Consider the following 12017-nt stretch of genomic DNA (forward strand, 5'->3'; position numbering starts at 1 on the left):
GCAGGCGTGATGGGTCAGAACAGATAACCGGCCGACAGCCGCACTTGATCGCGCTTGCTGTACTCGCCAAAAGTCTTCTCGGGCTTGCCGAAGAACACGTCGACTTCAAGGCCGAGCTTGATGTAGTCGACCGGCTTGTAGGTGAAGATGCCTTGCAGCAAGGCGTCGTCCTGAAACGGCGGTGATCCAGCGACCACCAGACGACTCTTGAGGCGGTCCTGCCAATGGGTGCCTTCGGCCGACAGGGTGAACAGCGGTTCGTATTTGTCCTGCAACATGCCGTCCTGCCAGTCGAGTAACACCTGCTCCTGCCACTGCGCGGAGATCAGCCAGTCGCGCAACAGGTAGTCGACACCCAGCAGCGACTTGACCATCGGCGTGCTGTCCGCACCGTAGACGCGGGTCGGATTGGTCACCCGCCAATTGTCGAAATACGCCACCTCGCTGCGCACCACGATGCTGTGCCCGGCGTCGATCGCCAGCCCGGCACCGCCCATGGTGTAACGGGGAAATTGCCGCTCCAGCCGCGTGCGACCGTCATCGGCGAGGCCTTCGACGGCGTACACCGGGTCTTGCTGACGGGCGCTCAAGGCAACAAAACTGGTGTCCACCGCGCCGATCCGGCCGTTGGCGCTCAGGCCATAGGAATAGCCCTTGTCGCCGTCATAGCCGGGCTTGGAGTCGAGCAGGAAATACTGCGGGTCCGGCGTAGCAAACAGTGGCGCGGCAAATTCACTGCCCTCAACCGGCGCCCGGTTTTTCACGAAGTCAGTGATCCACAACGCCTCCAGTTCCCACTCGCCCACCGGTTGCGCAAAACGCACCATGGGCACGGCGATGCGGCTGTCTTCGAGCAGCGGCGTCAGACCATCGCGATAGTCCAGCGGGTTGATCTGATCGAGCACGCGCAATTCATCCGCGCGACCCCAGACCACCTGCTGCCAGCCCACCGTCACTTCGCCGTCACCCAACGAATGGCCGACGTAGAGGTGCCGCCAATCGGCGTCGAAACGGTACTTGTCCCGCGCCCGCTCGCTGTACGGATTGTTGCCGTCATAGCGCGCGTCATAACGCACGCGGCCCTTGGCCTTGTAGTAACCGCCCTCCCAGTTGTCTTCCAGGTTGGCCTTGAAATACACGGCTTTTTGCGTGACCTGATCGTCGCCGTGCAGACGCATGGCCGTGGCCACGCCGACTTCACCGTCGGCGTAATCGGGCTTGAGATCATCGACAGTAAATTCGGCCATCGCGGCGGGCGCAGCCATGCACGCCCACACCGCACCCACGATGTGACTGTTGTGAAATCGAGGCATCGCTACATTCCCAACCCGACACCGCCATCGATCACCAGACTCTGCGCGGTCACCCCGCCAGCCTCGGGGCTGGCCAGGTAACGCACCATCGCCGCGACTTCTTCGCTCTGGATGAAACGGCGCATTGGCAGTTTCTTCTTCGCGTTGCGCACGATCTGTTCCTGGGTCAGCCCGGCAATTGCCGCTTGCGTCGCCAGTTCCCCCTGCAACATCGGCGTATCGATCCACGCTGGCAGAATCGCGTTGACGGTGATCTGCCGCGAAGCGAGATCCAGCGCCAGTGCCTTGGTCATGCCGACGATGCCGTGCTTGGACGCGCAGTACGCGGTGTTGCGCACCTTGCCGGCACGGCCGAGGATCGACGACATGTTGATGATTCGCCCTCGGTCGGGCATCAGTGCCAGACACAACGAGGTCACATAGAACGTACCGTTGAGATTGACCGAAATCACCTTGTGCCAGTTATGCAGATCCTCCGGCTCGTTCTCGTTGCAGATACCTGCACTGTTGACCAGCACATCGACGTATTCGACTTGCGAACCAAGGGTTTTGAAGAACGCCTCCATGGCCGGCAGGTCGGCAATGTTTGCTGCATGGGTTTCGACCCGCGCCTTGATCTGCTCCTGCTGCTCGTCGACCCAGCGCTGCAGTTCGGCCAGATCGAGATCCAGCAGAATCAGCCGATTGCCAGCCTCGGCGGCAAAATTCTCGGCGACTGCACGGCCGATGCCTTTCGCCGCACCGGTGATCAGAATGGTCCGGCTCATGGCATTTTCAACCCGCCGTTAACCGACAGGACCTCCCCGGTCAGGTACAAACCGCGATCGGCGAGGTACAGCACCGCTTCGGCAATTTCTTCCGGTTCCGCGTAGCGCTTGATCAGCAGACGCGACTGAATTTCCTCCTCCTGACTGCCGATCAGCGCCGTACTCATCTCGGTCTTGACGATGCCCGGTGCGACCGCGTTGACGCGAATGTTGCGCGGCGCCAGCTCCACCGCCAAGGCACGGGTCAACGATTCGACCCCGCCCTTGGCGGCCGCATAGTTGCTCTGCCCTTTACCGGGCTTCTGCGCCGCCACCGAACTGATGTTGACGATGCAACCGCTGCGCTGGCGCAACATGCCCGGCACCACCTGCTGGCAGCACAGCATCGTGCCGATCAGGTTGGTCTGGATCACCTCGACCAGGTCGCGCGCCGACATCGTCGCGAGCAAACCATCGCGGGTGATGCCGGCGTTGTTGACCAACAGATCGATACGCTGAAAATGCTGATCGACCCGCTCGAAAAACGCCTTGATGCTGTCGCCGCTGCTGACATCGCACTGCAACGCCAGGCAATCGATCCCCGACGCCTGAACCTCATCGCGCAAGGTCATTGCCGCGACTTCATCGCGCACGTAACTGAACGCGATCTGATAACCCGCCCCGGCCAGAGCCAGGACAATCGCCCGACCGATGCCACGACTGCCACCGGTCACCACTGCTACTTTATTCGGCATGACCGTTCCTTAGAGCGAGTTGTCGGTTTTGAACTGCGCGAGGCTGAAGCCATGAGTCGCCGCCAGTGCACGAATCTGCTGCACTTGCTCGCGGCTGATGTCGCCATAGGAGTAATGCTGTTTCATCCCGGACAGGCCCATCAGCACCGACTCGGCCATGCACGCGTACAACTGACCTTGCTTGAGATAGGCGCGAACGTTTTTCACTAGGCCATCGCCCAGCGGCGTCTGTACGATGCCACCGTGCATGTAGAGCACGTCGGAGCGTTGGCTAGCGAGGTTCTGGTCAACGTTCAGCGGCACGGCGATGTCGCAGATCACGCTGTTTTCGGCGAAGTGTTCGGCAAAGAGAAACGGCTGCGGTGCGTTCGCCGCGCAGAGCACGATGCGTGCCTGTTTCAGCACATCAAGATCGTTGCTGACGGTGATGAAGGCGTTCGCGCCCAAGCGTTCTTCGACCAGTTTCGCTACGCGCAGCCCCAGATCGGCACTGCTGCCGTGGGCCTGCAAGAGTCCATCGATTCCATCAATTTGCTGCAGGCGACGGGCGAGGCGATCGTGTTCGGCGACACCCTTGAGAATCGCGCGGGCGGCTTCGGCGTAAATCTGTTGCGCGGTTTTTTCCAGACGACGCAGGGAACCGTCGCGGCCGCTACCGATGAGGATCAGGTGCTCGACACTGGTCGACAGCAGCGAGGCGTAGGTCGAGGCAATATTGCCGGCGGCACCGACCACTGCAGCGGTCTGCTCGCCCAGCTCAAGGCCTTGCTGCTTGCAGCCCTGTTCGATGGCTTCCAGGCCCATGCCGATGGTCAGCGCATTGCCGGAAGTCAGCGCCATGTCGGGGATCTGCAGCGCTTGGCAGTTGTTGGTGACGATCGAGGTGTACATGCCCAGCCCGGCGACAGTGTAGCCATCTGCGCGGGCATCCTTGATGCGGTTGCCAACTTCTTCGCGGATGGTTTGCAGATCGCCGCTGGCGATGTACGCCGCCATGGCATCGGAATCCATGCACAGCGGGTACAGGGTGAATTCCACGGCGGTGCCGAGTTTCGAGCGAATCTGTACCGGGCCGATTGGCGCGGCACGGCGCTCGGGGGCCATGCGTTTGATGAACTCGCGTTTCTGTTCAGCGCTCAGGGTCGACAGTGAAGGATCGACGTCGCTGAGCATGTCCGAATCAATCAGATGGTTGATGAACGCGACGCGCGCCACCACGCGCACGTTCTCGTCAGACTTTGGGCGGGTTTCAGTCTCCTTGAAGCTGATTTCGCGGGCCGGCACTTGCGCGATGCTGTCGGCGCACACACCAGCGGCCAGCGGGAAGGCGTCGCGGCGGCGCAGCGTGTCGCAGACTTTCTGCAGGGAGCCGATCAAGCCATCGATTTCTTCGAAGGTGATGCACACCGGCGGTTCCAGACGAATCACATTGGCGTTGCTGCCCGACGGCGCCACGCGCAGCGATTCGAATTGCAGCAGGTAGCCGGCAATGATGTAGCCCAACGCATCGTTGTACTGCGCCGAAGCCTGAACCAGTGAGCTGGTGCCGGTCAGATCGTGCAGTTCGAAGCCCAGCAGCAAGCCGCGCCCACGCACGTCGGCGATCACGTCCGGGTACGCTGCTTTGAGTTCCAGCAGCGAAGCCTTGAGGTACTCGCCCTTCTTGTTCACGTCCTTGAGCATCGCGCTGTCGTTCTCGAACAGACGGCGCAAGGCCGACAGGGCGATATGGCAGGACGCATCATCTTCGGCAAAGGTCGAACTGTGGATGTAGCTGAAATCGTTTTCGTAGTGGCTGGCGCGGATCACCGTCGCGGCAATCTTCATCAGGCCACCGCCGAGCGCTTTCGACAGGCAGTAGTAATCGCCCTGCAAGTTGAAATGGCTGGCGCCGAGCAAAGTGCCGGTGCGGCCGAAACCTGATTGCACTTCGTCGATGATCAGCGGGCATTGCTGCTCGTTGCACAGACGCCGCAGGCCGAGATAGAACTCATTGGCGAACTCATTGATGCCGCCCTCGCCCTGAATCGGCTCAAGCAATACCGCCGTGATCGCGCTGAATGCTTCGCGGCGCACTTGCAGGGTTTCGCCGCGCCATTCCAGGCTCAGCCAGTGACGAATATGACGGGCCGGCAGCTCTTGCAATTGCTGGGGTTGCTGCGGGTCGATGAACTCGACGTTGAGACCGAAACGGGCGAACGGCTTGCGGTACTGCTTGCCATAGGTCAACTGAACGGTGTTCACCAGTTTGCCGTGGAAGCTGCCGCGCACCGCCAGGAACACCGGCTCGACATGCAACTGCGCCAGGTTGTGCTGACGCACCGCTTCGGCCACTTGGCGTACGGTGACGCAGGACAGATTCTGCGGCAGCAGACCGGCTGGCAAATCGAGATCGTCGATGTCCAGTTCGACGTAAGCCTTGTCGCTGGCAACCAGACTGGCGAGGGCGAAATCACGCTCGTCGAATTGCTTCTGCAGGTTATTCTGACGACGGTATTCGGCGTGCTTGACGGCGATTTCCACCGACTCGGCGCCACTGTTGGAGAAGGTCGAGATGTAGCGTTCGCTGTTGTTCAGTTCACGATTGAACGCTTCACTGAGTTCACGCCCCAACTGCCCCGCCGCACCGCGCACCGACATCTGCGCGTTGAACGGCACATCGGCACGCAGCAGGTCGACGAGTTGATCGACAAATTGCGGATCGTTGTGGCCATACAGCGCGGCGCCGTAACCACCGAGGAAGTCAGTGACAGTCACCTCTTCGCCCTGGCGGTCGCGGTAAAACAGTTTGCTGCCCAGCGCTCTGTGGAATTGGCATTCGAGGCCCAGGGCCTGCATCAATTCTACGAATTTCGGCCGTACGTAATCGCGGTAATCCATGACAGTTCTATCCCTTAAGTAAAAAATCAGCTGCGTTTCGTTGCGTGCCGACGGTCAGTCGGCCGCGTGAAATTCGAGTTGGTAACCGGCACTGAAACCGTTGTCGTCGCGGTTGATCACCAGGCAATCGTGCAGCACGGCATCGCGCGGCCCACCGATCACAAACGGCAGATGCGCATCCAGCGGTTGCTGCAGACCGCTGACCGGCGGGATGCTTTGCGCCTGCAAGGCCTGCCGGGCAAAGATCAGGTCAACCAGACTCGGTGCACCACTCAGAATGCCGGTCAGCGGTGTGCTGCTGGTGATGTGCGCCGCGCCGGTTCGCGCCAGCGTGCGGGCCAGATCGGCATCCTTGTGCGGATCGCCCGTGGCGCTGCTGATCAGCAGATCCACCTGTTTGTCCGGCAGGTTCAGCGAATCCAGACGCGGGTGTGCGAACAGAGCGGTCAGACAGGTTTGCGGCCCGGCCGGCAGATCATCGGCGCGGCGCAACACCAGTGCCGCCGCACCTTCGCCGGCAATACCACCACTGCCCTGGCGATCGAAGGCGCGCAGGCTTTGCGAAGCATCGGTGCTGATTACGCCAGCCTCGGCCAGTGCGGCCAGCGCCAGCGGATCCAGTTCACTGCCCGCGCCCACCACAATGGCTGCGTCGATCCGACCGCTCTGCAACGCCGCGCAGGCTTCGCGCAACGCCGCCAGATTGCCGGCCACGCCTTGCATGTAGGCGTTGCATTCGCACTCAAGCTTCAAGGCCAGACTGACGACGCCGAGCAAACCGTTGCTGAGGCTTTTGAGGACTAGAAACGGATCGAGCGCGCGCTCCTGCAACACGCGTTTGGCCAGACGCTGCATGTCGGCACCGGTCTCGGTCTGACACTCGTGCAACAGTTCGCCGTAAGACGCGAGCGACGGATGGGTGTAACCGCCCTGGCAGCAATAGAGACCAAAACGCACGTTGTCGCGGCCCGGTTCAAGCCCGGCCTCGGCCAGCGCCTGGCGCACCGCACTGACGCCCCAGATCACCGCCGGCGGGCAGTAACGCTGGAGGTTTTGCGCAATGTCCTGACGGCTACGTTGATGATCTCGATCAGCGATGTGTCCGAATGCAGTGACCCGCTCGCTGTGGAACAACGACGAGTTCAGGGGCGAGATCGCGCTACGCCCTTCGCGGGCCGCCGAGCAGAAACCCTCAACGCCCCAGCCGGTGGGCAACACACAACCGCTGCCGGTGATGGCGATACGTGCAGAGGCATTGCTCATTGTCCGTGCTCCCGATATTTGCCAAGGGCCAGCGAGGTGTTGAGGCCGCCAAAACCGAAGGAATTGCTCAGTGCGTAATCCACTCGACGACTGACGGCCTGACCGGCGCAGTAATCCAGATCACACTGTTCGTCGGCGTCGTGCAGGTTCACCGTGGGTGTGACCAGATCGTTCAGGCAGGCCAATGCGGTGACGATGCATTCGGGTGCGCCGGCCGCTGCGATCAGGTGACCGAACTGTGATTTGTTGGCGCTGACAGCCAAGGCTTGATAATGCTTGTGTTCGGCGAACACACTTTTGATCGCGAGGGTTTCAGCAACGTCGTTGAGCGGTGTCGAGGTGCCGTGGGCGTTGATCAGATCGATCTGCTGCGGGCGTAGCCCGGCGTCGTCGAGCGCGGCCTGCATCGCCAGTGCCGCGCCACGTCCCTCGGGTTGCGGTGCAGTGACTTTATAAGCGTCCAGGCTGCTGCCGAAACCGAGCACTTCGGCATAGGGTGTCGCGCCACGAGCCAAGGCATGTTCGAGGCTTTCCAGCACGACGAAACCACCGCCCTCGCCGGCAATCAGACCGCTGCGATCACGATCGAACGGGCGACACAGATCCGCGCCCCAGCGCTGCTCGCCGGACGCAGCACCGAGTAGATACAACGCAGCCATGGTGTCGAGATTGAGCACCGAGTCGGCGCCCCCCGCCAGCGCTACGCTGACTTCGCCGCGACGAATCATCTGAAAGGCATTGCCAATGGCTTGCGAAGCGCCGGCACAGGCACTGCTGATGTTGATCACCGGCCCTTCACAGCCCAGGTCGTCGGCGATTACCCGCGCCAGACGATCGTTGCTCTGACGCAGCGAGCCGTCGGCATTCACTTGCCCGGCCCGCGGCATCAGGTATGACCAGCTCGGGGTGCCGCCATTCGGGGCTTCGCTCAGCAGCATGTCGGCGAGCATATGCTGCGGTGCTCCCGAGGCACACAGCACCGCCGCGCCACGCAACTGTTCTGGCTGCAAGCCGCTGTCACCGACGGCCTGCGTGGCAGCCACCCAGCCAAACCGGCTGCGCTTTTCCAGCGGCATCGTCCAGGCCGGATGGCTTTGCAGTTTTTCCGGCAACAGGCGCATGTCGACAGGCGCGGCATAACGCACCGCGAACGACGCCTCTTGCAAGTCGTCCGGCTGCCATGGCCGCACGCAATGTTCGGCGCCGAGCATTTTTTCCCAGAGGGTCTGCCATTCGAAACCGAAACCGGTGACGGCGCCCATGCCGGTGATCACAATCCGTGTCGCACTCATGCGTGCTTCTCCATGGTTTCACTGGCCAACAGCAATGCGCCCCAGTGACCGGCGCGAGTGTGGCTGACAAGCAACGTGTAGCCCGGCGTCGCCGCGACTTCACGACTGAGGTGCAAGGTCAGTGCGATCTCTGTCAGCAAACCGCTGGCGCCCAGTTCACCGGTCATGGCGCGAGTGCTGCGAATCTCGCGCGGGAAAGCTTCGAGCAACTTCATCACTTGCCCGTCAGCGCAATTGCCGACGATATGCTCGACGTCGCCGACCCGCAGTTTCTCGACGCTCAGGACCTGGTCGATGACGCGCCGCCCCACCGCCACAGACCGCTGTGGATCGGTGCTGTAACCACGGGCAAACCCGGCAATGCGCACGACGTGTGCCGCACCCGGCGGTGGTGTCGACGCCAGCAACAGCGCGGCGGCGCCCTCACCGAAAATCGCTTCGCTCGTCTGATCGGGCTCGCGCAGGTACAGGGCCGGGGTCAGATTCGGGCTGCTGCTGACCACCAACGCGGCGTCGGCATGTCGCTCGCCAATCTGCTGGCAAGCTTCGATCAGCGCATCCAGCCCGGCGTTGTCCTGGGAACAAAATCCGCCCATCGGCCCGTGACAATTGAGCGCTTCAGCCACATACGCCATCACGCTGCTGTTGAGCAGGGTCAGCGCATGCAGGGGCGGTGTGTTGGCCAACAATTGGCTGAGTTGTTTGTGCGGCTGTTCGATGATCGCCTGCACCGCATCCCAGCAAGGACTCGGCGCATCGACTTCGGGAATGGCCGCTGTCAGGGCAATGCGTGGCGCGGGCAATTGCAGCGCCGCCAGTGCTGGCGCCAACCGTGCGGCGCAATGCAACAGGCGCAAGCCCTGCGGTTCGACGCTGCGCTGGATCTTGCGATCAAACAGGTCACTGGCCAGTCGCGGTGTCGGCAATGCAAATGCCTGACGCTGAGCATCAAATGCCAGCGGTTGCGCCGCGCAGGGCGTGCCGAGCAAGTCAGCGCATTCACTGCCCGCCACATTCAGCACCGCAGCGGCATTGAGATAGATAGCTCGGTTCATGTCATGCCCTCCCCAGAACCAGCGAGCTGTTGATGCCGCCGAAGCCGAACGAGTTGGACATCACCACGCTGATCGGCTGTCGCACCGGCTCACTCAAGAACTTCAGCGAAGGGTATTCGGCACGCTCGGGGTCGTAATTCAGGGTGGGCAACAGCACACCGTCACGCAGGCTCATCAGCGACAGCACCGCTTCGATCGCGCCACTGCCTGCCAGTGAATGACCGATGGCGGACTTGTTGGCGGTGAAGGTCATGAAGTCCTGGCAGCCGCCGAACAGACGCTGCAGCGCCAACGCTTCACAACTGTCATTGGCCTGCGTGGAGGTGCCGTGGGTGTTGACGTGTTGCACGGCGCTGCGCAGCAGCCCGGCGTCTTCGATTGCGGCTTCCATGCATTCCTCGTATTTACTGCCGTCGCGACTGCTGGAGGTCATTTTCTGCGCCTCGCAGACATTCGCGTAACCCAACACCCGGCCCAGTGGCGCAGCCTTGCGCCGCTGCGCGTGTTCAGCGGATTCGAGAATCACCATCGCCGAGCCTTCGCTGAGGACAAAACCGCTACGGTCAGGCATAAACGGGCGGCTTTGTTCGCTCGCCGGCAAGTCGGCCTGGCAGAGCGCGCCGAGGCTGTTGAACATGTAGTAGGGCAATTCGTTGGCCATCAACTCGACGGCACCACAAATGGCCAGATCGATCTCACCGCGCTCGATGGCCCGGTAAGCACTGCCGATGGCCATGGTGCCGGCGGCACAGGCATCGGAATGGGTCGAGATGTGATCGCGGATGCCGAGCCGATCAGCCAGATGCTGCGTCTGTTGATCGACCCGCCGGATGAAGGTCGCACTGGACGCTGCCGGACTGTCCAGCAGACGGTCGAGGTCGACCCGTCCGGCCTCATCCATGCAACGGCTGAGCCGCTGCAGATCGTGGCTGTCGGCACAGTACTTGTTGGCGCCCAGAAACAGACCGCTGCGACTGTGGGCAAAGTCTGCCGGCGTCAGGCCGGCGTGCTCCAGCGCCTGCCGGGCGACGTACTCGGCCAGCACACTTTGCCGTGGGTGCAGCGCCGCGTTGCCGCCGAAACCGGCCGCGATGCGCTGCCACTGCGTATCGTCGATAAATCCGGCGGCGCTGTTGTTGAATCCCAGCGCCTTGAACCGAGGATGTTCGCGGACACAGGATTGCTTCCGGCAAATCCGCTCGAACAACGTGGCAGCGTCCAGCGCCATCGGCGCCACCAGACCGAACCCGCTCACATAGACTTCTCGTGCCCGCATGAGAACTCCTACACCGCTTCTTTGGCGTGAGTGGTAACAAACTGCTCAACCAATTGACGGGACACTTCATCGCCATCCGCCGGCACCAGACGCGCACTGCACGCGCCGCAGACCACTTGTTGGCGCTCGTTCAGAACCGCCTGGTGAGCGTTGCAATCCGGGCAGGTCGCCGGCAGGTAGTTGAAAAGATTGCGGCACTGGTTGGCCCAGTTGCGCACGGTGGTCGCGGCGAACACTTGAGCCGGTTGCATGCCCGCCTTCAGTTGATCCGGGGTGTAGGCGCTCAGGCTTTGCTCAAGCAGGGCTTTGCCGCTTTCGGTAATGCGACCGCTGGCGAGAAACTCGCTGGCATCACCGCAAACCGCCACCGCATGATCCAGCACGCTGGTTTTCGGCAGTGTGCAGCCATATTGACGGCCCAGCTGGAAGCTCAGGTCGACGATGTCCAGGGAATCGGCACCGAGGTCTTCGACAATGCTGCTGTTTTCTTCGATGTCATTCGCATCCATCACCAACAGCTGTGCGAGGATTTCGCGAGTGCTGGCAACGACATGTTCCAAGTCCAATGGATTATTCATTTCTATCTCCCTATATGTCGTGACTACTTCATGAATTCGACTTATGAAAAGTAACTTTTCCCACAGCAACTTCTCACGCGGCGGAAATCTAAACTCTGCCCTTAAGGGGAGAGTCAACGAACTATTCAAGGTTTTTTTACAACTCGAAAAAAGTCTGCAAAACCCTACTGACACCGCACCTCCTTGGTGCGATGAACGACTTATTTACTTAACAAAGACGGGGTAAGGTGGGGCGCCCGCGGTATCAGGCAGGCCGACTATCGAAAGCAACTAAGGACGCAACGGAACAGACGTACTAAAAGTAAAAACCAGACAAGTAAAATAGTTATAACTTCATAACCTTTGTTTTAGATCAGTACTGCCGTTAATTGATTTTGCTGGAAGGTTTACGTCTCCATCCGTAGACGCTGGCAGCGTTTCTGGATATCTGCATGTCGAGCACAGACATCTGGGCAAAAGCACGGCGCTATAGGGTGCAGCTTCCGTTTGATCGCCTTGTCTGGAGCCGACACATGACTGCCCCTATCACCGTTCTACGCGACACCCATCCGCTGCCGGTACTCGACGCCTGCAAATGGGAAAAACTCGAAGGCGACCCGCACACCGTCAACCTCAACGCCTACACCAGCGAAGACGGCAGCAAGATCATGGGCACATGGATCTGCACACCGGGCAAGTGGCGCGTCGATTATGTGAAGTGGGAGTACTGCCATTTCCAGGAAGGCTATTGCGTGATCACCCCGGACGGCATGGAGCCGATTCACCTGCGTGCCGGCGACATCTTCGTGGTTGAGCCGGGCATGAAAGGCACGTGGGAAGTGGTTGAGACCGTGCGCAAATATTTCGTGTTTGCCTGATG

10 protein-coding genes are annotated in these 12017 nt (G+C 61.1%); 1 reads left to right on the forward strand and 9 read right to left on the reverse strand.

What is annotated here, in order from left to right; translation table 11 throughout:
• Positions 1-14: 14 nt before the first annotated feature.
• From ACI514_RS21705 to ACI514_RS21745, 9 genes are read right to left on the reverse strand one after another with little or no spacing between them, the layout of a single operon-like run.
• Complete coding sequence (locus tag ACI514_RS21705) at positions 15-1313, reverse strand: DUF1302 family protein (RefSeq protein WP_405122351.1); 1299 nt, start codon at positions 1311-1313, stop codon at positions 15-17.
• A 2-nt stretch (positions 1314-1315) separates the two neighbouring features.
• Positions 1316-2080: an SDR family NAD(P)-dependent oxidoreductase gene (locus ACI514_RS21710; RefSeq protein WP_160055605.1), complete on the reverse strand. Its 765-nt coding sequence runs from the start codon at positions 2078-2080 to the stop codon at positions 1316-1318.
• Complete coding sequence (locus ACI514_RS21715) at positions 2077-2814, reverse strand: 3-oxoacyl-ACP reductase family protein (protein WP_150749631.1); 738 nt, start codon at positions 2812-2814, stop codon at positions 2077-2079. Before ACI514_RS21715 ends, ACI514_RS21710 begins: the two co-directional genes overlap by 4 nt.
• Before the next feature lie 9 nt (positions 2815-2823).
• Positions 2824-5694 (reverse strand): aminotransferase class III-fold pyridoxal phosphate-dependent enzyme, encoded by a 2871-nt coding sequence (locus tag ACI514_RS21720; RefSeq protein ID WP_405122352.1) that lies wholly within the window; start codon positions 5692-5694, stop codon positions 2824-2826.
• Between the two features lie 54 nt (positions 5695-5748).
• Positions 5749-6957 (reverse strand): beta-ketoacyl synthase N-terminal-like domain-containing protein, encoded by a 1209-nt coding sequence (locus ACI514_RS21725; RefSeq protein WP_405122353.1) that lies wholly within the window; start codon positions 6955-6957, stop codon positions 5749-5751.
• Positions 6954-8249, reverse strand: coding sequence for a beta-ketoacyl synthase (locus tag ACI514_RS21730; protein WP_160055599.1), 1296 nt, complete (start codon positions 8247-8249; stop codon positions 6954-6956). Before ACI514_RS21730 ends, ACI514_RS21725 begins: the two co-directional genes overlap by 4 nt.
• Positions 8246-9304 (reverse strand): beta-ketoacyl synthase, encoded by a 1059-nt coding sequence (locus ACI514_RS21735; RefSeq protein WP_160055597.1) that lies wholly within the window; start codon positions 9302-9304, stop codon positions 8246-8248. The genes ACI514_RS21730 and ACI514_RS21735 overlap by 4 nt, the downstream gene beginning before the upstream one ends.
• Position 9305: 1 nt before the next feature.
• On the reverse strand, positions 9306-10580 hold the full coding sequence (locus ACI514_RS21740) for a beta-ketoacyl-[acyl-carrier-protein] synthase family protein (RefSeq protein WP_405122354.1): 1275 nt from the start codon (positions 10578-10580) through the stop codon (positions 9306-9308).
• Positions 10581-10588: 8 nt separating this feature from the next.
• Positions 10589-11158, reverse strand: coding sequence for an acyl carrier protein (locus tag ACI514_RS21745; protein ID WP_160055593.1), 570 nt, complete (start codon positions 11156-11158; stop codon positions 10589-10591).
• 512 nt (positions 11159-11670) lie between these two features.
• Between ACI514_RS21745 and ACI514_RS21750 the strand changes: the two genes are divergently transcribed.
• Positions 11671-12015 (forward strand): cupin domain-containing protein, encoded by a 345-nt coding sequence (locus tag ACI514_RS21750; protein WP_039592382.1) that lies wholly within the window; start codon positions 11671-11673, stop codon positions 12013-12015.
• Positions 12016-12017 lie beyond the last annotated feature (2 nt).

The sequence above is a fragment of the Pseudomonas sp. M20 genome, assembly GCF_045037865.1.
Lineage (GTDB): Bacteria > Pseudomonadota > Gammaproteobacteria > Pseudomonadales > Pseudomonadaceae > Aquipseudomonas.